Raw genomic sequence first — 20,074 nt, 5'->3', positions numbered from 1 at the left:
CCCTCCCGCCTGCGGGAGGGGCAGCAAGACTTGGGAGCTATGCTCCCTAGTCGCCGCGGGGAGGGCAACAACGCCGCCCCACGAGACAAGACAAGAAGTCAGAGGCAACCCAAATGACCGAAAAACAGAAACTCCTCATCCTCAGCCAACCGCAGCGCGCGAGCCTCGAAGGCCTATCGAACCGCCGCCCCCAACTCCCCACCGACCCGATCCGCGACGAACTCGTCACACTGGGTCTGGTGGTCAAGCAGGGCGCCAAATGGGCGCTGACCCCGCAGGGCAAGAAGGTACTCGCGGCAAGCTCGAACCGGCGCAACGCGGGCGGGTTTTCGGTTTAGTCGCGTCGAAAAGCGGTCTTTAATTCAAAGATAAATTCAGCAGGCGATTTGTAAAAGCTGCTGAGCTGACGCCAAATATCTTTGCAAGCTGAGCAACAACCTGCTCATTCTCCATGTCAATGGAAGTATTAGCGTATCTGATGATCAAGCTCTTCGGCATTAAGAGAGTAGCAGCAAATGCGTTAGCTTCGACCTCTCGATCATCGACGCCCATAGATGAGGAAATATCGCGTCTCAAAATCCCTTTATCGACATGAACTCCTTCAAGCATCATCGACTTGTGCATTGTATGATGAGCTAATTCATGGGCGATAGTGAATCGTTGGCGATTTGGATGATGCGCACTGTTGAAAATAATAACAGACTGACCGTTACGAACAAATGCCATTCCCGAAAGATCATCATCCAGGACAAGACCATTTACTAGACATCCTTCCGAAATCGCAATTTCTCGGATAGGAACAGGAGCTTGCTGCGGGTTATATTTTGATAAAAGTTCATCCGCGCGCGCTTCGCCATTTTGACGAGCCTTAGTTATCTTCGTCGCCATGTCCAAATCGTCCTACCAAATCAGCGACAATTCGACGTTCATTCGCCGACAACTCAGAGCCGGTGAAAGAGATATCTTCCATGGGCCCAATCGAACTCCCGAGCGCACGCCCACCGAGATCTGCCGGGAGCAGCTCTGCGCTGCTACTTAGATTAAGTGCAAAAGCAAACTCTCCGAGTTGGTGCAACAGCACGCGCTGCCTGCCAGCTTCAATATTTGCTATCGATGCTCGACTCAGATTCACGCGCCGCGCCAAGTCAGATTGCGTCATCTCACGCTCTTCGCGCAAGTCAGCCAAGCGTCGACCAAAAACCTGATAAATTTTCTCCGGCGCCATCTGGCGGCGTTGAATCAAAATTTCCAACTTGTCAACGGTCTGTAACTTTGGTTTGTAATACAAACATTGATTTGCGTTGATGTCATTCGACATTGACGGAGGCGACCGACTGTGCGACCTCTTTCCCATGAAAGGAGGTGATTCTCATGTCTGGCAAAAGCAAAACTTTTCAGATTGGCCGCAACGCAGAGACGGGCCGCTTGGTCCCCGTCGATGTCGCGCGCCAGCGCCCGCGAACTCATGTCGTCGAGCGCATGCCGAAACCCGGTTTCGGCGATACGAAGTAAGCGATGAGGGTCGGTGCGCCGACCCTCATCTTTATGGAGAAATCTAATGCCCTATTATCTCGTCAATAAGAATGAGCAGACAAATGGCGATCATGAAGTTCATGAGAGCAATAACTGCAACTATCTGCCTGCCGCCCAAAACCAGCTCAGCCTTGGGTGGCATGCCAATTGTCGCGACGCTGTTACGGAAGCAAAAAAGCACTATCGCCAGTCAAATGGCTGCTATTGGTGCTGCAATGCATGCCACACCGGCTGATATTGCTACCTGACCTTCGAAACGGTCAGGTAGCTTTATTCTTCTGGGAATTACAGAATTACAGCGACAGCTTAATAAAACCCCATATTGCCGAGACGCCGCATGGATGCCGGCTCAAGTCGGACGAGTCATTTGCCTCGTCCCGGATAACGACACGGGACAGACCTTCGCGCATCGCGTCAAACCCAATCCCTGCGCACCCCGCGCCCCCCAAATCCTATTTCGCACGCCCCACCCCAAAAACCCCTGTCCTACATTATCCGCCTATGCTCCAAACTGGCAGATGAGCCACATCGCCCCCACCCCCTCGCCCGCCTCGCCCGCCGTCCCCGCGCTCGACGCCCACGGCCACGACCCCGCCGCCGATAATTGGGTGCCGGTGCTCAAAAAACGCCGCAAGGACGGCTGGTCGCCCGACCGGCAGCGCGCCTTTATCGAGACGCTGGCCGACACCGGCTCGGTCGCCACCGCCGCGCAGACAGTCGGCATGTCCGAATCAAGCGCCTATCGCCTGCGCCGCGCGCCGGGGGCGGAGGCGTTCGACCGCGCCTGGTCGGCGGCGATCGATGCGGCGTCGAAGAAATTGCTCGACGCCGCCTTCGAACGCGCGCTGGTCGGCACCGACGAGCCCGTGTTCGACCGCGACGGACGCCGCGTCGGCCGCCGCCTGCGCCAGAGCGACCGATTGCTGATGTTCCTGCTGCGCGCCTATGGCCCCGACCGGTTTCGGGACGCCGGCCCCGACCGCATCACCGCCCCCGCCGCCGCCCCGGTGGCCGAGGCGTTGGTCCATCTGCACCCCGCACCGCCGGCCGCGCCCGCCGCGCTGATGGCCCCCAACGATCTCGCGGTGGCGCTGGAGGTTGCCGATCTATGCGACGGGGTGCTGCCGCCCTGGTATCGCGACGACCGCGGCGAAGCGGTCCCGGCATCCCTGGCGATACCGATGCACGATGACGATGAGGCTGAACTTCGCTGAACTTTGGAATTGCCAGAGCGACCCCGCGCCCCTCAATGCACCGAAGCCGGAATCCCCACGCCCCCCGCCCGCGCCACCGCGAACATCACCGCGTCGCGCACCACCTCGGGCCGGTCTTCCAGCAAATAGAGTTTCACCAGCTCGCGCGTCACCTCGCTGTCATCGTCGACGACCAGCCGCAGCGCCTTCACGCCGAGTTCGCCGCGCACGACGATCACGTCGCGGATCGCGATCAGCGGCCACGATGCGGCGCCGCCGCGATAGAGCGTCCGGCCGTCGTGGCGCACATAGGCACCCCGCCGCCGCCACACACCCAGCCAATAGGCCCAGACCGTCAGCACCGCGGCGATTCCCATCACCACCAGCGGATGGACGAACACCATGTTGCGCAACGCATCGAGCGGATCGCCGCCCCATTCCAGCCGGCCGAGCAGCGCGCCCAACAGCACCAGGCACACCGCCTGCCACGCCACCACCGGCGCCGCGCGCAGCCGCGCGATCACCACCATATTCCGATCCCCGCGTTCCATCGCAGCGTACATAGGAAGTGCGGTAGCGCAGCGCCAGTCGGGGCCGGAGCGGGCGTGCAGAATAGGATCGCACCCCCACCTTCGTCATGCCGGACCGTCACCCCGGACTTGATCCGGGGGATCCGGCATCCATTCGGCGGCCGAAGCATGGACCCCGGATCAAGTCCGGGGTGACGATGTGGGATGGGTTGCTTGCATTTCTCCGGCCCTACTGTACTATCAAAATAACACAGCAGGAAGCCCGCCATGTCCTTCACCGCCCTCCTCGCCGCCGCCGCACTCACCGCCGCGGCGCCCACCGCCCCCGCCACCCCGATGCCGAAGGGCGACGCCCTGGCCGCGGAGATCGCCGGCAACGACGCGCGCCTGTTCTGGGCGGCGTTCGAGGGGTGCGATCCGAAGGCGCTGCCCGATCTCCTCACCCCCGAATTCCGCATGCTCCACGATCTCGGTGGGCTGGCCGCAAAGGATCGCGCCGACATGGTCGCGGGGTTGGAGAAAAGCTGCGCGTCGCGTCGGCCCGGCGGCGCACAGGCGGGATACAGGAACCGCCGCCAGATCGTCCCCGGATCGCGCATCGTCCGTGCGATGGGCGATTGGGGCGCGATCGAGGAGGCGTCGCATCTCTTCTTCGAATGGAATGCCAGGGCGGACCGCTGGGACATGGTCGGCGGCGCGAAATATATGCACCTGTGGCAATGGATGCCCGCCGAGGGCCGCTTCCGCCTTGCGCAAAGCTACAGCTACGACCATGCCGGCGCCGCGCCCTATCCGCCGCCGGGCGTGGCCGCGAGCGCGCGATAGCGCGGCGCGGCCGGGGTCGGCCGATGGAACCTTCAGGCGAGGCAGCGGTAGCTACTGCCGGGACAATGATGCTGCCCCTCCACGGAGCCGAGACATCGATATGAGAACGCTGATCGCCTACGGTCTCATCCTGCTGGTAGTAGCGGCGGTAACCGCCGTCATTTTCCACGTCCGCCGCAACAGCCACGAACGCAAAATCTTCCGCCAGCGCGAGCGGGAACAGGCGCGCAGGGACGAGCTTCGCCGCAATCCCTGACCGGCCGAAGCGGCCGCTCCTCGAAAAGAGCGCGCGGCCACCCGCTGCGCGGGCCGCGCGAGTCGCGCGCGCGGAAGGGATGTGCCGAGCCGTCGGCGCGGCGAACCGCCGCCACCCGCGCCGCATCGCTGCTATAGTCGGCCGCGAAAGGAGAAAGCCCATGCAGGCCGTAACCGAAGGCGACCGCCGCAAGGAGGTGCGCGTGCTCCTCGATCAGATCCAGGCGCATCCCGAACGCGACTGGACCGCGGCGCGCCAGCGCCTCGCGACCCTCAACAAGCTGATCGCGGCAAAGCCCCGGCCGCACTGACGCGGCGCGGGGCCGCTCGTCGCGCGCGCGCGACCATCCGCCGCAATCCGGTGCGGACGCGTGCAACATGCGCGGCCTCCATCGGTTTCCGGACCATGCGTCCATAAACCGGACGCCATCCTAGGAGACAAGTCATGCGCACGACTTTTGCCCTGTTGATGGTCGGAACCACCCTTCTCGCTGCACCCGCCTCTGCGCAGGTCGGCCCCGACGGCGTCGCCAACGTCAACCTCGTGGGTCAGGTCGGCGTCAATCCGGGCAATAGCGTCGGCAACCTCACCGACCCCGTCGGCGGCACCGTCGACCGCGTCGATGGCACGGTGAACAACGCCGTCGACGCGACCAAGCTGACCCTCGCGACCCGCGAACAGGTGCGCGCCGGCGCCGAGATCTACGACACCAGCGGCAACAGCGTCGGCACCGTCCAGAGCATCGAGGGCGACACCGCGGTCGTGATCCGCGGCGGCAAGCTCTACAATGTGCCGATCGCCGAAATCTATCACGGCGCGGTCGGCAAGACCCACGGCTTGGTGACCAAGCTGTCGAAAGCCGAAATCCAGGCGCGCACCACCGCCGCGGTCGAAGCGCGCTAGAACAGCCGGCCACAAACGGCCGCCAGTGGACAAGGATAAAGGAGACCGCATCGCGTCTGCGATCGGGGAGGGAGCCGGGACACCGGCTCCCTTTCGTCGCTTCTGACGCCGTCTTCTTGCGCCCGTCAGGTGCAGCAACCGGACATGAAAATGGCCCGCCCCGGGTGCCGGGTGCGGGCCAGTTTCGGTGCCGGCGCGCCCTATTGCGCCGCCGGCCCTCTGTTATCCCGTTCCTGCCTATTCGGCCTCTTCGAACAGGTCGACCGCATTGGCCGCATTCGCCGACAGGCGAATCGTATCGCCTTCGACCGCCGCGACGAGCCCGGCGGGCAGGTAATGATGCTTGCCGTCGCCGCTGTCGGCCTTGGTCAGCTTGATGCGCTCGCCGTCGAGATGGTCGACGGTGCCGACATGAACGCCGTCGGCGCCGATGACGTTCATATGTTCCTTGATCGCGCTATGGTCATGCTCAGCCATCGTCATTCTCCTTGCCGCTCCGGGAGGGGGAGCCTGGGCATCATACGCGCAGGCGGCGAGTCGGCTCCATAGGCTTGGACGAGCCGCCCCAAAGCCGCGCCCGCTTCCCAATTCGCCCGCGGGGCGCTACCTTCCTTCAATGCAGCACCTCCTTCCCTTCGTCGGTCTAGCGCTGCTCGCGGCGCCGATTCCGGCTGCAGCCTGTTCGGTGGCGCCGGGTTATCGCGTGCCGACCAATTTCGAACTGGTCGAGGGCGCCGATCTCATCCTGCTCGGCACGGTCACCGATGGCGATTTCGAACCGGACGGTAACGAACAACAGTTGATCGCGGTCGAGCCCGTCGCGGCGCTCAAGGGCGCGATGCCGACCGGACCGATCGCACTGCCCGCGATGATCGCGACCGGTGCCGAACTGCAGCTCAGCAATCCTTATGAGCTGAAGGAAGCGCATCCGCAGAGCCTCGCCGGTGCGTGCATCCGCTATGCCTTTCCGCGCGGATCGCGGGTGTTGTTCTTCCTCGATCGGACGGATGGGGCGTGGCATCCGGCGGGCGACGCCTTCAGCCGCTGGGCCGAGGATGTGCTGACCGACGACGCCCCCTGGCTGCAGGCGGTGCGTTTCTATGTCGAGGTGGCCAAGTTGCCCGAAGAGGAGCGCGGCGCAGCCCTCACCGCGCGCCGCGACGAGCTCGGCGCGCTCGGCGACGATCCGGTCGCGCAGTTGCTCGCCGCCGACATCGACCGCCAGCTCGCCGGCCCGGATGCGCCGTTCCGTGACGAACAACCCGCCACGGAACATCAATCGATCGAGGAGGAGGCAGCGGAAGCCGAGGCGGAAGCCGATGCCACCGTTCCGAGGAACTAGAGCATGGTCAATGATATGATCGGCATCCCCGAGCGAAGACGAGGGACTCGTTCGAGTGTAGCGAGAGCCGTTGCGTTGTAGCCCCGACTTCGCTCGCGAATGCGGATTGAGTCAGATTTTGTGCAAGCCGCTCTAGCACCAGGGACGCCGCTGTCCCTCCCACCGCCGCGCGAGCCCTTCGGCGACGAGAACCGATCCGACGCTCTGACGCGAGCGTGCCGGCTTGCGGCGGCGAACGGCGCGGCGCCGCGGATAATGAAAATCGGGTCCGGACATGCCGGCGATCCTACCGGCAGAGGTTTAGCGAAATCCCAACGAGGCGAATCCGCTATGACGGGCAAAGCGGGCCAATTGCGCCCACCCCGGCGTCATTTCGATGGTTTCATCGCATTGAATATTTTCGTCATTCCCGCGAAAGCGGGAACCCAGTCCGGCGTCGCCGCTGGGTTCCCGCTTTCGCGGGAATGACGAGGTAAAGGGATTAGGTCCCTATTGCTGCTATGGTTCAAGGCGCCCCGCGCGGTTCGTCGTCCTCCACCCCGCCGGGGCCGAGCTCGTCATCCTCGTCATCGTCGCTGCGCTCGCCGCGATAGGCGTCCATGTCGATCACACCTGATCGCTCCATCTGACGCATATGGTCGACCAGGTCCTGAACGTCATCGCGCTCGTCGCCGCTGCGCGCCTTGTCGCTGTCCTCCTGCCGGCGGGCGCGGCGCGCCGCCTCGGCGACGCTCTGCGCCTGCGCTTCCTCGTCCTGCTGCTCGCGGTTGAACGCCTCCGGGGCTTCGGAGGCTTGGGCTTCGCTTGGTTCGGGCTTGCGCGGGGTATCGGCCATGACCGGCTCCTTGAAGAGGGTAGCCGGAAAACGCGCCGTCGCAGGGGCGGTTCCTCACGCCGCGGCGGCGAGTATCTTATTCTCGATGACGCGAATGAAAACCTCGGGGTCTTGCGCGCCGGGAACGAGCATCCGCCCGCCGAGGATGAAGGCGGGTACGCCGGTGATATTCTGGTCGGCCCAATAGGCTTCCTCGGTGCGCACCATCTCGCCGAACTCGCCCGACGCGAGGATCGCGGCGGCGCGGCCCCGATCGAGCCCCACCGACGCCGCGACATCGGTCAGCACCGCATGATCGCCGACATCGCGATTGTCGGTGAAATGCGCCGCGAACAGCGCAAGCTTCAGCGCGGTCTGCACGCCGGTCGCGCTGTCCTGCTCGGGCTCCTCGAGCGCGCCCGCCCAGGTCAGCAGGCGGTGCGCGTCGAAACTGTTCCGCATCCGGAAATCGGGGCCGCGGTTGAATGCAAAGCCCAACTCGGCGGCGATAGCGGCGAGGCGCTCCGTGTTGGCGCGGCTCTGTTCGGCGCTGATGCCATATTTGCGCATGACATGTTCGCGCGCATCCTCGCCCTCGGCAGGCATGTCGGGATTGAGTTCGAAGGGATGCCATTGGACGCGAACATCGAGCCGCTCCGCAAAGTGCGCGATCACCTTCTGAAACTTCAGCCAGCCGATGATGCACCAAGGGCACATGACGTCAGACACGATATCGACGCTCAGGCGCGGCGCGCGCGGTTCAGCCAAGGCATTTCCTCCTGCGGGCGGCGCCACCGGTGTTCTCAATCGGGCGACCGGCGATCCTTGCCCGTGCGCCGATCGCTCTTGCGGCGCTCCGGCCCCTTGTAATCGGGATCTTCGGCGGCGCGCCTGTCAGCCGCCCGTCTCTCCGACGCTGCCCGCTTGTCGTCATCGGATGACATACGCTCCCCTCCATCACAAAAGGAAACAAGAACGACCCGATGCCCAGTAACTCACATCATGGCGAAAAAGACAAGTTGAACGAAATTTTGCCGCCTTTGTAGCACTCTTCTATCCGGCCACATTATCGAGGTCGCCGGCACTGGCCGCCTGGTCGGCAGAAACTGTTGGTCGCGACAATATCCACCAGCTGCCGACCATCAATCCGACCGACAGGGCTTCGATAATCATCGCCTGCACCACGCTGAAGTTCATTTCGTCACCCATCGAGGCGCCGAGGAGACGGCCAAGGAGCGCGGTGCCGTATAGCGCTGCCGGCACCAGCAAGGCGCGCGACCAGCCGGGAACCAGCGCACCGATCGCGGCGCTGCCCGCCGAAACAAGGAAAAAGGCCGACAGGTCGGCACGTATCGTGTTGGTCGCGACCCCGTCGACGACGATGCCGAAGGTGTCGGTGAAGCTGGTCGGGTCGAATACGCCCCGCACCCCGACGATGATAAAAAAGAGGGCCCACAGAAGGACCGCGCCGCGCAAGACCCAGTTGATCATCATTTCTCTCCCTTGGCGCAAAGGCTGCGACATCGGGCAAGAAACTTCAATCTATTCCGGATCAAAGATTGGGGGGGCAAAAGTCTCTTCGATCCAGCCGCCGCCGAGTACGCGGCTCGCATCCGCCGCATCGTAAAGCACCGCCGCCTGCCCCGGCGCGACGCCATATTCGGGCGCGGCGAAGATCAACCGATCGCCCTCGACGCGCGCCGGCACCGGCCGCGCCATGCTGCGCACCTTCGCCAGCACCGCACGTCCGTCGACCGTGCCCAGCCAGTTCGCTTCGCCCAGCCGCGCGCCCGACACCGCGAGCGCGCGGCGCGGGCCGACGATGACCTGTTTCGCGGGTGCATCGAGGCGTACGACATAGAGCGGCTCGGCCTGCCCGCCGATCTCGATTCCGCGGCGCTGGCCCACTGTGTAATGAATCAGGCCCTTGTGCGCGCCGAGCACGGTGCCGTCGACATGGACGATCGCGCCCTGATCGTCGGCCTCGGGCCGCAGCTTCCTGACCAGCGTCGCATAATCGCCGTCGGGAACGAAGCAGATGTCCTGGCTGTCGGGCTTGGCCGCGACGCCGAGACCAAGGTCGCGCGCGATCTCGCGCACCACGCTCTTCTCGAGCCCGCCGAGCGGGAAGCGCAAAAAGTCGAGTTGATCCTGCGTCGTCGCGAACAGGAAATAGCTCTGGTCGCGCGCCGGATCGACCGCGCGGTGGAGTTCGGCGCCCGCCGGCCCCATCATACGGCGCACATAATGGCCCGTCGCGAGGCAGTCGGCGCCCAGATCCTTCGCCAGCGCGAACAGGTCGGTGAACTTCACCCCCATGTTGCACCGCACGCAGGGAATCGGCGTTCGCCCCGACAAATATTCGTCGGCAAACTGGTCGATCACCGTGTCGCGAAAGCGGCTTTCATGGTCATAGACATGATGCGCAAAGCCCAGCCGGTCGGCAACCGCGCGCGCGTCGCGAATATCCTGCCCCGCGCAGCACGCGCCGACGCGCTTCGCCTTGGCGCCATGGTCGTAAAGCTGCAGCGTCACGCCGATCACCTCGGCGCCCGACCGCGCGGCGAGCGCCGCGACGACGCTCGAGTCGACTCCGCCCGACATCGCAACGACGATTCGCCGGTCTTTCAGCGGCATGGGCAGCTGAAAGTCGGCCTGCGCGAGGCCGGGAGGGCAAGAAATCGTCTCGATCATGATGCGCGCCATCTAGGGATGGATAACCAAAAATGCCAGCTTTTCCGCCGCGAGCGTCAAGATATTGACGGGGTTAAGCTTCGCTAACAAGCCATGAAATGGGCATTTACTGGACCTTAGGGCGTAGCCGCTACACCGGCATCATGAATGTCGCCCCGTACGAATTTCCGCGCATCGCCGGCGCGGCCAGACTGTCGAAGCCCGGCTTCGACATCATCATGGCCGTTTCCAGCGCGCGCCAAGCGACGCTGCCGACCGTCCGGCTGCTGCGCACGCAAGCGAATCGCGAAGCGCATGCGGCAACGCTTAACGCGCTGCGTCACATGCTCGGCGGAACGACTCGTCCAGCGGAACAAAAAGCGCCGCGGATTGTTCGCTTCTTCGATTTGTCCGACGATGTGAACGCCCTGCCCGAAACTATGAATGGCCTGTTTACCAAAGGGTTTCAGCCGATGTTGAACCCCTCTGATTTAATGCAAAAAGCGTCGGAAAAACCCCCCACCGACGTTGAAACTATGGAATGAATATGATCGAGAATCAGAAAATCCGGCCCGCACAGGTCATCGGTCCCTTGGGTGAACCACTGACGCTGGACTCGCTGCCCCCCCCGTCGACGACCCGCTGGGTCGTTCGCCGGAAAGCGGAAGTCGTTGCGGCCGTTAACGGCGGGCTTTTGTCCGTCGACGAAGCGTGCGAACGCTATGGGCTGACCCTCGAGGAATTTGCCGGCTGGCAACGATCGATCGATCGCAGCGGCATGCCGGGGCTGCGCGTCACGCGCATCCAGCACTACCGGGACCTCTATGAGCGCCAACAGCGCTTCTGAGCAGCGAGACCGGACCAGATCGAGAAGAGGGCGCTTCGGGCGCCCTCTTTTTTGCCTGGGGATACGGCACCTAAACCGGGTCAATCTTCAGAAAATAGCCATTTGGCCGTCATAGCAGCGGCGGCGGCTCCCAAAAGCTGGGCGAAGACGAACAGCGGCACATCGGCCGGTGCGATACCGGCAAATGTGTCCGAGAGGCTGCGGGCGACCGTAATGGCTGGGTTCGCGAAGCTCGTGGATGACGTAAACCAATAAGCGGCCGTGATGTATGAAGCGACGGTCGCCGGCACCCATTGCGGCCGATGGCGCGTGGTCCCGAGGATCGTCAGGATCAGCCCAAAGGTAGCGATAGCCTCTCCGGTCCACTGACCCACCCCCTGCCGTGCCTTCACGGAAAGCTGCAAGGTCGGCAAATCGAACATCAGGTGCGCCGCCCAAGCTCCCAGAATCCCAAAGACGAGTTGCACCGCACAGAAAGCGGCGGCCTCGCGCCACGGCAGATCGCCGCGAGAGGCCGCTACGATACTCACGGCGGGATTCATGTGCGCGCCGGAGATCGGGCCAAGCATGGAGATCAGCACGAACAGGATCGCGCCGGTGGCCACCGTGTTACCGAGTAACGCGACGGCCTCATTCCCGGCAGCAAGATTTGCCGCCATGATCCCGGAACCAATGACGCAGGCAAACAGGAAGAACGATCCCACACCTTCCGCGGCCAGCCGCTTCCCGAGCGGCACCGGCTCAGGCATCGGCCACCGCGTCGTCGGTCGCGCCGATTTCGCTCAGGCGGCTCGCCAACGTCATCTCATCGATGCTTTCAAGCGGGAGAGCCACGAAGAGATCGATGCGGCGCTCCAGCTGTCGGTAGGCGTTCCAAAAAGCCAAGGTCTGACCTTCGCCTTCCACGACGGCCGGGTCCTCGATCCCCCAATGCGCCGTAATCGGCTTTCCCGGCCAAATCGGGCAAACCTCTCCGGCCGCGTTGTCGCAAACGGTGAAGATAAAATCGATCTGTGCCGCGTCCGGAGCAGAGAATTCGTCCCAGCTTTTTGAACGGAACCCATCGGTGGGATAGCCCGCATCGCGAAGAAGGTTGATTGCTGCCGGATGGACCTCGCCTTTGGGAAAGCTCCCAGCGGAATAGGCGACGAAGGTGCCTGCTCCCTTCCGGTTCAGTATCGCTTCGGCCAAGATCGAGCGGGCCGAATTGCCCGTGCAGAGAAACAGGACATTATAGCTCCGGCTCATGCGACACCTGCGGGAGCGCAGCATTTGTTTTCCGCCGCGGGTGCGATGGTGTCCAGCGCGGGGCTATCGCCATAGACGGTGGCTTCACCATTGGTGAAGAACGCCTCCCAAACTACGCCGTCCGGATCGGCGATCCAGCTCTTCTCCGACTTGGCATAACAGCAGGTTGTTGCGCCTTCTTCCAGCACCGGGCGGTCGGCGGCTTTGAGCCGGCCATAAACTTCCGAAAGCTCATCGGCGCTCTCGGCTTGGATGCCCAAATGTTCGATGCCCTTGCGGGCGTGGTTGCCCGCCGAGATGGCGAAGTTGACGCGTGGATCGTCGAGCATCCATTTCGCATAGTCGCCTTTCAGCACGGCGGGCTCCGCCGCGAACAGCATGGAATAGAATTGGATCGACTGGTCGAGGTCGTTGACACCGACGTGCACATGCAAACGCTTCATGCGGATTTCCTTTCCTGAGCGGGTGTTTCGCAAACCGCGCCGGCATCGCAGCCGGCACCGGCGCAGCAATTTTCCGTGAGGTAGACCAACAGCCCGTTCATCGCCGGGTAGTTGGCGCGATAGATCAGCGATCGATGCTGGCGTTCCTGTAGGATCAGCCCGGCGTTGCGAAGCTGGGCCAGATGGAATGACAGTGAACTGTTGGGAATGCCGAGTGCTTCGGCCAGCGCTCCGGCCGCCATTCCGCGGTCACCGGCCTGCACGAGCTGGCGGAACACGGCGAGCCGATGTTCCTGCGCCAGAGCGCCAAGCGCCTCTACCACCGATGTTGCCTGCATAGCGACTCACCTCATTTCTACCTTCATAGAAATGATAGACTTCCGAACGCGAGTCAACGACATTTCTGGAAATATCGAAATAATGCCCGATTGAACTGGTTTTTCGTGGACGGCAAGCCTTGGGCGCACGCAGTCCCCGACGCCTGCAATTGGTCGCAGGCCGCGAACCAACAACACCTTATCGTCCGTTCCGCACTTGCGTTGAAAAAGAAAAACAAAATGATTTCAATGATATGACAGTTTCGTTGCAACCCTGACGTTCACCCCGCGTTAAGCCCCGGAGTCAACTTTGGGAGTCACTCAATATGCGCAAGATGTTCATTACCCTCGCCGCGACGTCCGCCCTCGCCCTCGGCGCCTGCCAGAGCCCGGCGGCCGACAAGGTCGAGGATCAGGCCGAAGCCAAGGCCGACGTGATCGACGAACAGGCCGACGCCATGCCCGAAGGCCCGGCGAAGGAAGCCACCGAAGCGAAGGCTGACGCCGTCGAGGCGGCAGGCGAGGAAAAGGCCAATAGCATGGACGACAAGGGCGAGATCGCCCCGTCCGAAACCGGCGCCACACCGCCGGCCGACCCCGCCAAGAAATAAGGGCTGCCTCCCCTAAAGGGCAGATCAAGGGCGCCGGGATCGATTCCGGCGCCCTTTGTCTTGTCCGGCATCTTTTTTCCGAAAATTCGTACCATATGTGACCGCCGTCACCGCCGCGGCGCGCCATCACGGCTATCTCGAATGCGTGGACCAATGAAATGCTTCGGCATTCGGGGGCTCCACAGCCTACCCTCCCGTCGCCGTTCGCGATCTACGGCGGCGGGAGGGACTAAGGGGTCTGGACCCTAGGCATCTCCCCCGCCTTCCAGCGCGCGCAGCACATCCTGCACCCCCGGCGCATCGCCATCGCCGCGCAGCGCCGCGAGAGCGGCCGCGACGTCGAGCCGATATTCGGCGACCCCCGCCGACTCGCCCGTCCATTCCGCATTCAGCGACTTCACCAGTCGCTTCGCCGCCGCATTCTCGGACAGGATATGGACGTCGAGCACCGCGAGCCCCTCGGCCCGGCAGTCGACGAGCAGCGCCGCGGTCATCATCCGCGCGAGGCCTCGGCCCTGGAATTCGTCGAGCACCGCAACCGAAAATTCGCCCACCGGACCACCCGCCCGATGCCGCACCGCATGCACCGCGCCGATCGCCGGCCAGCCCGGGCACTCGCTGCACAGCGCGCCCCACGCGATATGGTCATGCCCGTCGACATCGGCGAGCCGATGGATCACCGCATCGGGCAACGCCGGCGCCGGCGAGAAAAAGCGCAGATAGCGCGATTCGGCCGACAGCTTGGCGATCCCCTCGCGGATCCGTTCCTCATCGTCGGGGGTGATCGCACGCAGATACACCGCGGTGCCATCGTTCAGCGCGCTGTGCACCGCGATGTCGTCGATTCGACCCGCTGGCTTCGGAGCCTGCCCTTGCACCTGCCTGTCCATCGCGGTCTCCCGTCGCGGCGAGGATAGGCAAGCCCCGCCCCGCTGGCAATTCCACCAATGCGAATCCGCTTTCCTACATTGTTCCCATATGGTTCTTTTTACAAAATACAGCGAACCACAGGAGCAAACCCATGAAACAGGAAATCCTCCCGCCTCTCCCCGCCGTCATCGATGCCGAGGCCGATCCCACCCTCGATCCCGATGACCTTCCCGAAGAACTCGCCTTCACCCCCGCCCCCCAGCACAGCAAGCGCTGGACCGGCATCAACGAGCAGAAGCAGCGCATCTTCATCGCCCAGCTCGCCGCGACCGGCGCGGTGACGATGGCGGCCAAGGCGATCGGCCACTCCTCCTCCGCGCTCTACCAGCTGCGCAAACGCGACGGCGCCGACAGCTTCGCCGCGGCATGGGACCGCGCGGTCGAGGCGGGCGCGCGGCGCGTCGCCGACCTGCTCATGGAATATGCCATCTATGGCGTGCCCGAGACGATCTCGAAGCGGGGGCAAGTCATCCTCGAGCGCCGCCGCCCCAACATCCGCGCGATGCAGCATATCGCCGCCAGCCGCTTCCCCGAGAATTTCGCCGGCGTCGACCCCGTCGACGGCCGCCCGGCCAGCGCGATCCCGCACGCGATCCACCGCCTGCGCGAGAAATGGCGCGCCGAGTGGGAGGCCGAGCGCCAGGCCGAGATGCTCGAACATATCCAGCGCGCGAACCGGCAGGAGACCGACCTCGACGATCGCCTCCGCATCATCCGCACCGCCTTTCAGCGCAAGATTTCGCACGACCCCGTCAAGCGCGCCGCATGGGACCTGCTCACCGGCCCCGGCACCGACTGGGACGCGGCGCGCAAAGCCGACGCCTATAGCAACCCGCAAAAGCACGAATGGCACATGCACCACCCCGACATGATCGTCCCGCTATCGGCCGGGTCGGGCAATGTCGACTGGGAGGCGGCCGAGGGCGGCGACCTGTCGAACCCCGCCCCGCCGCCCGCCGACCATGTCCCCTGGACCGAGGGCGGCGAAGAGGACGAGATCTGGTTCGAACGCTACGAGGATCATATGATCGAGGGCGAAGCCGGCGAAAGCGACCTCGCCCCCACAACCGCCACCCCCAAGATCACCCGCGGCGACATGCGCATGGCCGCCCACAGCCTGCGCGAGCGCGCCGAGGCCTGGCAACAGGCGCGCCAGCCCGTGTTCCAGCACCCCCACGGCTTCCTCTCCGACACCAGCCTGCACGGCGGCGGCACCGGCCGCGAACGCGACGCCGCAAGGCGGCGCATCGAGCGCGCGATCGCCGAGCTGGAGCGCGAATGGAACGCCGCCTATTGCGAGGAAAGCTGGGCGGCGTGGAAGGCGGGAACCCCGTCGCCCGCCGCGCGCCGGACGGAGGACGAAGCATGAGCCTCGAACAGCCCGCCCCGAGTGATGAAGATCCGATCATGCTGAGCTTGTCGAAGCACGCCCGCTTCGGCCGCAGGGTCGAAATCGAATGGATCCAGCCGCGCGAACCCTATGGCGGCTGGGTCTCCTACGAAGCCTTCCAGCCCGAAGAGGTCCAGACCTGCCTATCGATCGGCCGCCTGATCCACGACGATGACTGCATCAAAGTGCTCGCCGGATCGGCGATGGTCGTCGGCGACGAGGAACGGCTGATGCTGAGCGGGGTGATCGAGATTCCGGCGCGGTGCGTGGTGCGGATTGTTAGGTTGGAGGAGGCTCCGAAATGCTAATGGTGCCCAGAAGAGGATTTGACGGGCAGACCACTAAATATTGGAAAATAAAGAGATTTCCGAAAACGCCTAGCCCGGCTGTACTAGCCCTTTGTACTAGGAAAATCAACGGTTTTCCGTAAATGTGAGTCCCACTTTGGGCATCGCATCTTGGTTATCTCACAATCCCACTCGCTGAGCCCCATCCCTTAGCCCCGCAACATGGACAACTGGCCAGCAGCGCGATAGCGGTGACCCCATATAGAACAGCAAATCGGGCGGGACATGGCGGATCGTAGCGAAATAATTTCCATTGGAGGAACTTACAGAAGCGAAGCAAGTAAATCCTTTTCAAAAGCCCTTGCCTTCGCTGCAATCCTTATTTTTACCCACCTCCTAGATGTTAATCCTTCGGAAATAAGCACACTTGGATTAAATATTTCAATTCCAAGACCTGAAATATTATATGGCACAATATCACTGCTGTATATTTACTATCTATCGCGCGCATTGGATCAAAGCGAAAACGGATACTCGCCATATTTGATAAATTTGCGAAGGCACAATCTGAAAACTCGCCTCTTAATTGCAAAAAATATGTGGAAATCTAACAAGAAAAATAAGAATAAGCCTATCGACTTCTCACTCATAAAAAAGCAAGCCAGAAGAGTAGCTATATTCAACGATGTAGTCATCTTTCCATACTACATAATTTCCATTATTGTTCCTCTAATATCTCTCCCAATCGCCTTGATTGACATTTACCATTTTTGCGCGATTGCTGTGGACCTACATCTCGCAAATAATAGTTAGAAGGTCTGAGCAATAGCAAGATCAAGGATCAACGCGCGGCAGGCACCCCGCCGCCTCGGCACCCTCGAAAAGTTTACAGCTACCTAAAAATTACGTGGTCCGCTCGAACAACCCATTTGCAAGAAAGATTGACATGGCAGTAAATGTGTTTGGTCCGCCATTCGATTGGGCTGCCACAGGATCGATGGTGCAGGGAGTTGCCACATTGGTCGGCGCCGCCGCGGTCTTAGTTGCCGCTAAGATGGGAGCTGACACTTTTGGTTCATGGCGTCGGCAGAAGGTGACCGAGCGACATATTGAGCAAGCCGAGCGAATACTTACGGCTTCCTACAAAGCGCGCCGCGCGCTCAAACGTATTCGTACCCCTCTTGTGGACGGTTGGGAAATCAACGCCGCTGAAAAGGAGCTGAAAACATCCCATGCCGACGAATGGGACGCGCTCCCTGAGGCCGAGCAACGCCGATATGCTTCCGCGCAGGCTCTACTTATTCGATTCAACAGGTCAAAAGATGAGAAGCAGGCGCTTGATAGCTGCCTGCCGATGGCGCGCGCGCTCTTTGGAGAAAACCTAGAAGCGGCTATCGAAACCCTAGCCCAACAGTTCGTGAACGTGGCCGTTTACCAGCAAGCGTCAATGAATGACAACGGCGGTGACCCTGCGTTTGAGGAGGAGGTGCGAATGGGCATTTATGACATCAAGCTGGCAAATAAGCCTAACACGATCTCGGATGCCATTGAGACCGCAATAGCGGCTATCGAGACCATTTGCTTACCGTCACTTCAAATCGACGAGCAGAAGCCCGCGCAGGCAAAAGGAAAATCGGACTAGCCCCGCTGCGATCTCGCGCGGGCGTCCAGCACCATTGCCAACCAGTCCGCATCGGGGTTCGATCGGAGTTGGTTTCGCATCCACTGGCGGTGTCGCCTTTCCCGCGCACCCCGTTTCGCAAAGAAAGCTCTCGCCTCGCCTGTCTCGATAAAGTCGAATACCTTCATCTTAGCATCCACTAGACTAACGTAGTCTACTTTGCCTTGCACATTGTCCATCGTGATGCGGTACTTGTCTCCGCGCGGCACGATAAATACCCGCAGGTTTTCTTGCACGATCCAGCATCCACCCCGGGCAGACCTCTTCCACCGTTTCGACGATACAAACCGCTTCCGACGCTCGAGCATCTTGATGTATTTTTCGTGGTGCTCGCTTGCCAACGTCGTACCGGTGAGGTTGTCGCAGCAGTCCGTCCCTACAGCCATCGCGCCCCATGCCGGGTGTATTACAGCGTAGGTGTAGCGGAGTTGCGTTCCGCAATACTCGCAGTTGCCGCAGAGGTCCCCAAGATCATCTGAACCCATGAGGACCCAGCCACTTTTCGGCGGGATAAAGCCGTGCTCCGCAGCATGGCATCCCTTGCAGAGTGTTTCACATTCTGTGTGTCCGTACTCCCAAGGTTTCCTACCGGGCGCATATCCCTTGTGATGGACCTGTAAGACTACACCGTCGTCACGCGACAGGTAGCAGCGCACACACCTGCCGCCGTCGAGCTTTATCACTTCCTCGCGAAACCTAACCCATTCGGGATGACTGTAGAGGTTCATAAGGCCTACTCCGTAGCAGGCCAGAATAGCTCAAGTGGGAAACACTTGGAAACCATGTTGTAAGGAACCCTGCATCAGTTTCACCTTCCAATCAGAATGGGACTTTGTCATCATCACCGAAGGTTTCGAGAGGCCACTTTTCGACGGGATCAAGCCGCACCCTGTCGGACCCGTAGTCCGAGATATGCAGGCGCACGGCGGACACATATTCAGGGCGCTGCCCTGAACGGACGTACAGCCCCTCGTCGCTTCGTCTCGGCACATGGACCAGTTCAGTTGATACGGCAAGGTATAGAGCTAGTCCCGCACCTTCGAGCTCGACGAGGCAACCATTGAGGTTCGCAACGGCCTCCAGACGATCAAGCAGCGAACCGAAGGTCAGCGGCGCACAAAACTCCTCATCCCATGGGCTTGGCATAAGGCTCTCGATCAATTTGATCGCTGAACGCAGCACCGGCATATTCTCTGCGTTCGGCTCAGCGCTACACCCAAGAACGGACATCACAGCTCGCTCAAGGCCGGAGACAACGGCCTCGCCGCTCTCAACCCGCTTGAGTACCTGCATTTCAGCTTCCCAAGGAGTCTTTGGTTCCCCTAGCTCCTCGTGGTTACCGCGCCCTAACAGTCCCGAAACCGGCATCCCGAGCACGGCGGCGATGTCCGCCAAAGTCTCGTGGCGGATCGGCGCTCCGCCCTCGGCTCTTTGAATAGTGCGAACATTCACCCGGGCCTTATTCGCAAGGTCCTCCTGTGTCAGCGCTTTACGATCCCGAGCGGATTTCATTTTCTGGCTGTCAACGATCATGCGGTCCTCCATTTCGATGAAAGCACATTGGCTCCGAGGCCGCCCGACAGACTACGACAATTACCCGTAAGTGGCACGACATATATCCGACAGCTAGCCGACAATTGGATATCACACCCGTCTTTATCCCGCCAGTGACCCGACAGTCTCTTAGGAATTACAGGCGATCAGAAAACGGTGAGCTTATACGAGGGGGCGACTCCGACCAGATGCGCGCGGTGATCCCCCTGGTGGGGGTCTGGCTACTTCCCATCGCGCGCGCCGGATAATCACCCGGCACCCTGCTCAACCTCGTACCCGGAATAGGCGCACAGGTTATAGGTTGAGGACCTAGAGCAGGTCGGCAATAATCCGCATCCGCAGCGCGGCAATAAATGCCTCCTGCGGGATGTTCACGTTGCCATGTTCACGCATCCGGCGGGCGGGTCGAAGCTGCCCCGCAGCTTCGCCTGATCCGCCCACCTGCCCTATTTCTGCTTTGATGAAAAAAGCGGATTAGGTGTCGTCGCCCATACGGAGCGCAGCAATGAAGGCTTCCTGCGGGATGTTGACGTTGCCGTACTCGCGCATCCGCTTTTTGCCTTCCTTTTGCTTTTCCAGCAGCTTCTTCTTGCGGGTCGCGTCGCCGCCATAGCATTTGGCGGTCACGTCCTTGCGCAGCGCGGCGATGGTTTCGCGGGCGATCACCTTGCCGCCGATCGCGGCCTGGATCGGGATC

Annotated in this window: 31 protein-coding genes and 1 pseudogene; 15 read left to right on the top strand and 17 right to left on the bottom strand. The window is 61.9% G+C overall.

Features of this window, described 5'->3' with window-relative positions; translation table 11 throughout:
* The first annotated feature begins 113 nt into the window (after nt 1-113).
* Entirely contained in the window at nt 114-338 is a 225-nt protein-coding gene (locus V6M50_RS13515) for a hypothetical protein (protein WP_332819091.1), read from the top strand.
* 19 nt (nt 339-357) lie between these two features.
* Here V6M50_RS13515 and V6M50_RS13510 read toward each other — a convergent pair whose 3' ends face one another.
* Together V6M50_RS13510 and V6M50_RS13505 are read right to left on the bottom strand one after the other, a co-directional pair.
* Nucleotides 358-888, bottom strand: coding sequence for an ImmA/IrrE family metallo-endopeptidase (locus V6M50_RS13510; RefSeq protein WP_332819090.1), 531 nt, complete (start codon nt 886-888; stop codon nt 358-360).
* On the bottom strand, nt 869-1,318 hold the full coding sequence (locus V6M50_RS13505) for a helix-turn-helix transcriptional regulator (RefSeq protein ID WP_332819089.1): 450 nt from the start codon (nt 1,316-1,318) through the stop codon (nt 869-871). Before V6M50_RS13505 ends, V6M50_RS13510 begins: the two co-directional genes overlap by 20 nt.
* 277 nt (nt 1,319-1,595) lie before the next feature.
* Here V6M50_RS13505 and V6M50_RS13500 point away from each other — a divergent pair, with 277 nt between their 5' ends.
* The gene (locus V6M50_RS13500; RefSeq protein WP_332819088.1) at nt 1,596-1,781 is read left to right on the top strand and encodes a hypothetical protein; all 186 of its coding nucleotides are present in this window, start codon (nt 1,596-1,598) and stop codon (nt 1,779-1,781) included.
* A gap of 270 nt (nt 1,782-2,051) precedes the next feature.
* Nucleotides 2,052-2,747 carry a hypothetical protein gene (locus V6M50_RS13495; RefSeq protein WP_332819087.1) on the top strand — a complete coding sequence of 232 codons (696 nt, stop codon included), beginning with the start codon at nt 2,052-2,054 and terminating at the stop codon, nt 2,745-2,747.
* A gap of 32 nt (nt 2,748-2,779) precedes the next feature.
* On the opposite strand, the gene V6M50_RS13490 is transcribed toward V6M50_RS13495, so the two are convergent.
* Entirely contained in the window at nt 2,780-3,256 is a 477-nt protein-coding gene (locus V6M50_RS13490; RefSeq protein ID WP_332819086.1) for a hypothetical protein, read from the bottom strand.
* A 267-nt stretch (nt 3,257-3,523) separates the two neighbouring features.
* Between V6M50_RS13490 and V6M50_RS13485 the strand changes: the two genes are divergently transcribed.
* The 4 genes from V6M50_RS13485 to V6M50_RS13470 all read left to right on the top strand — a co-directional run bounded on the left by V6M50_RS13485 (nt 3,524) and on the right by V6M50_RS13470 (nt 5,240).
* Entirely contained in the window at nt 3,524-4,081 is a 558-nt protein-coding gene (locus tag V6M50_RS13485; protein ID WP_332819085.1) for a DUF4440 domain-containing protein, read from the top strand.
* Between the two features lie 100 nt (nt 4,082-4,181).
* Entirely contained in the window at nt 4,182-4,337 is a 156-nt protein-coding gene (locus tag V6M50_RS13480; RefSeq protein ID WP_332819084.1) for a hypothetical protein, read from the top strand.
* 160 nt (nt 4,338-4,497) lie between these two features.
* Entirely contained in the window at nt 4,498-4,647 is a 150-nt protein-coding gene (locus V6M50_RS13475) for a hypothetical protein (RefSeq protein ID WP_332819083.1), read from the top strand.
* A gap of 134 nt (nt 4,648-4,781) precedes the next feature.
* Nucleotides 4,782-5,240: a hypothetical protein gene (locus V6M50_RS13470; RefSeq protein ID WP_332819082.1), complete on the top strand. Its 459-nt coding sequence runs from the start codon at nt 4,782-4,784 to the stop codon at nt 5,238-5,240.
* Between the two features lie 237 nt (nt 5,241-5,477).
* On the opposite strand, the gene V6M50_RS13465 is transcribed toward V6M50_RS13470, so the two are convergent.
* Nucleotides 5,478-5,717, bottom strand: coding sequence for a DUF2171 domain-containing protein (locus tag V6M50_RS13465; RefSeq protein WP_332819081.1), 240 nt, complete (start codon nt 5,715-5,717; stop codon nt 5,478-5,480).
* Nucleotides 5,718-5,856: 139 nt separating this feature from the next.
* On the opposite strand from V6M50_RS13465, the gene V6M50_RS13460 reads away from it, so the two are divergent.
* Nucleotides 5,857-6,582, top strand: coding sequence for a hypothetical protein (locus tag V6M50_RS13460; RefSeq protein WP_332819080.1), 726 nt, complete (start codon nt 5,857-5,859; stop codon nt 6,580-6,582).
* 132 nt (nt 6,583-6,714) lie between these two features.
* Here the strand turns inward: V6M50_RS13460 and V6M50_RS13455 are convergent, their stop codons facing one another.
* From V6M50_RS13455 to mnmA, 5 genes are all read right to left on the bottom strand, one after another.
* On the bottom strand, nt 6,715-6,858 hold the full coding sequence (locus V6M50_RS13455; RefSeq protein ID WP_332819079.1) for a hypothetical protein: 144 nt from the start codon (nt 6,856-6,858) through the stop codon (nt 6,715-6,717).
* Nucleotides 6,859-7,087: 229 nt separating this feature from the next.
* Entirely contained in the window at nt 7,088-7,417 is a 330-nt protein-coding gene (locus V6M50_RS13450; RefSeq protein ID WP_332819078.1) for a hypothetical protein, read from the bottom strand.
* A 54-nt stretch (nt 7,418-7,471) separates the two neighbouring features.
* Nucleotides 7,472-8,164, bottom strand: a complete 693-nt coding sequence (locus V6M50_RS13445; protein WP_332819077.1) for a DsbA family oxidoreductase — start codon at nt 8,162-8,164, stop codon at nt 7,472-7,474.
* A gap of 285 nt (nt 8,165-8,449) precedes the next feature.
* On the bottom strand, nt 8,450-8,890 hold the full coding sequence (locus V6M50_RS13440; protein WP_332819076.1) for a hypothetical protein: 441 nt from the start codon (nt 8,888-8,890) through the stop codon (nt 8,450-8,452).
* A 48-nt stretch (nt 8,891-8,938) separates the two neighbouring features.
* Nucleotides 8,939-10,090: a tRNA 2-thiouridine(34) synthase MnmA gene (mnmA, locus tag V6M50_RS13435; protein WP_443030515.1), complete on the bottom strand. Its 1,152-nt coding sequence runs from the start codon at nt 10,088-10,090 to the stop codon at nt 8,939-8,941.
* A gap of 98 nt (nt 10,091-10,188) precedes the next feature.
* On the opposite strand from mnmA, the gene V6M50_RS13430 reads away from it, so the two are divergent.
* Together V6M50_RS13430 and sciP are read left to right on the top strand one after the other, a co-directional pair.
* A complete protein-coding gene (locus tag V6M50_RS13430) occupies nt 10,189-10,614 on the top strand; it encodes a hypothetical protein (RefSeq protein ID WP_332819074.1) in 426 nt (141 codons plus the stop codon).
* Nucleotides 10,615-10,616: 2 nt separating this feature from the next.
* Nucleotides 10,617-10,916, top strand: coding sequence for a CtrA inhibitor SciP (gene sciP / locus V6M50_RS13425; RefSeq protein WP_037518529.1), 300 nt, complete (start codon nt 10,617-10,619; stop codon nt 10,914-10,916).
* A gap of 80 nt (nt 10,917-10,996) precedes the next feature.
* Here sciP and V6M50_RS13420 read toward each other — a convergent pair whose 3' ends face one another.
* From V6M50_RS13420 to V6M50_RS13405, 4 genes are read right to left on the bottom strand one after another with little or no spacing between them, the layout of a single operon-like run.
* The gene (locus tag V6M50_RS13420; protein WP_332819073.1) at nt 10,997-11,665 is read right to left on the bottom strand and encodes an MIP/aquaporin family protein; all 669 of its coding nucleotides are present in this window, start codon (nt 11,663-11,665) and stop codon (nt 10,997-10,999) included.
* On the bottom strand, nt 11,658-12,164 hold the full coding sequence (locus V6M50_RS13415) for an arsenate reductase ArsC (protein WP_332819072.1): 507 nt from the start codon (nt 12,162-12,164) through the stop codon (nt 11,658-11,660). Before V6M50_RS13415 ends, V6M50_RS13420 begins: the two co-directional genes overlap by 8 nt.
* Nucleotides 12,161-12,607, bottom strand: a complete 447-nt coding sequence (locus tag V6M50_RS13410) for an ArsI/CadI family heavy metal resistance metalloenzyme (protein ID WP_332819071.1) — start codon at nt 12,605-12,607, stop codon at nt 12,161-12,163. Before V6M50_RS13410 ends, V6M50_RS13415 begins: the two co-directional genes overlap by 4 nt.
* Nucleotides 12,604-12,945, bottom strand: a complete 342-nt coding sequence (locus V6M50_RS13405) for an ArsR/SmtB family transcription factor (protein ID WP_332819070.1) — start codon at nt 12,943-12,945, stop codon at nt 12,604-12,606. Before V6M50_RS13405 ends, V6M50_RS13410 begins: the two co-directional genes overlap by 4 nt.
* Nucleotides 12,946-13,250: 305 nt before the next feature.
* Between V6M50_RS13405 and V6M50_RS13400 the strand changes: the two genes are divergently transcribed.
* Entirely contained in the window at nt 13,251-13,535 is a 285-nt protein-coding gene (locus V6M50_RS13400; protein WP_332819069.1) for a hypothetical protein, read from the top strand.
* Nucleotides 13,536-13,780: 245 nt separating this feature from the next.
* On the opposite strand, the gene V6M50_RS13395 is transcribed toward V6M50_RS13400, so the two are convergent.
* Nucleotides 13,781-14,425: a GNAT family N-acetyltransferase gene (locus tag V6M50_RS13395; protein ID WP_332819068.1), complete on the bottom strand. Its 645-nt coding sequence runs from the start codon at nt 14,423-14,425 to the stop codon at nt 13,781-13,783.
* A 131-nt stretch (nt 14,426-14,556) separates the two neighbouring features.
* On the opposite strand from V6M50_RS13395, the gene V6M50_RS13390 reads away from it, so the two are divergent.
* The 4 genes from V6M50_RS13390 (at nt 14,557) to V6M50_RS13375 (ending at nt 17,784) form a co-directional block, all read left to right on the top strand.
* A complete protein-coding gene (locus V6M50_RS13390; protein ID WP_332819067.1) occupies nt 14,557-15,834 on the top strand; it encodes a hypothetical protein in 1,278 nt (425 codons plus the stop codon).
* Nucleotides 15,831-16,163, top strand: a complete 333-nt coding sequence (locus tag V6M50_RS13385) for a hypothetical protein (RefSeq protein ID WP_332819066.1) — start codon at nt 15,831-15,833, stop codon at nt 16,161-16,163. Before V6M50_RS13390 ends, V6M50_RS13385 begins: the two co-directional genes overlap by 4 nt.
* Nucleotides 16,164-16,427: 264 nt before the next feature.
* Nucleotides 16,428-16,955: a hypothetical protein gene (locus tag V6M50_RS13380; protein ID WP_332819065.1), complete on the top strand. Its 528-nt coding sequence runs from the start codon at nt 16,428-16,430 to the stop codon at nt 16,953-16,955.
* Nucleotides 16,956-17,088: 133 nt separating this feature from the next.
* Nucleotides 17,089-17,784, top strand: a complete 696-nt coding sequence (locus V6M50_RS13375; RefSeq protein ID WP_332819064.1) for a hypothetical protein — start codon at nt 17,089-17,091, stop codon at nt 17,782-17,784.
* Here V6M50_RS13375 and V6M50_RS13370 read toward each other — a convergent pair.
* The 3 genes and pseudogenes from V6M50_RS13370 to V6M50_RS13360 form a co-directional block, all read right to left on the bottom strand.
* On the bottom strand, nt 17,781-18,551 hold the full coding sequence (locus tag V6M50_RS13370) for an HNH endonuclease (protein WP_332819063.1): 771 nt from the start codon (nt 18,549-18,551) through the stop codon (nt 17,781-17,783). The two genes, V6M50_RS13375 and V6M50_RS13370, sit on opposite strands and share 4 nt — an antisense overlap.
* Before the next feature lie 91 nt (nt 18,552-18,642).
* Nucleotides 18,643-19,356: a helix-turn-helix domain-containing protein gene (locus V6M50_RS13365; protein WP_332819062.1), complete on the bottom strand. Its 714-nt coding sequence runs from the start codon at nt 19,354-19,356 to the stop codon at nt 18,643-18,645.
* 495 nt (nt 19,357-19,851) lie between these two features.
* A pseudogene (locus V6M50_RS13360) lies at nt 19,852-20,074 on the bottom strand (elongation factor 4); the annotation flags it as partial.

Source organism: Sphingopyxis sp. (assembly GCF_036675685.1).
Lineage (GTDB): Bacteria > Pseudomonadota > Alphaproteobacteria > Sphingomonadales > Sphingomonadaceae > Sphingopyxis.
This window is presented reverse-complemented; position numbering and strand designations above follow the sequence as displayed.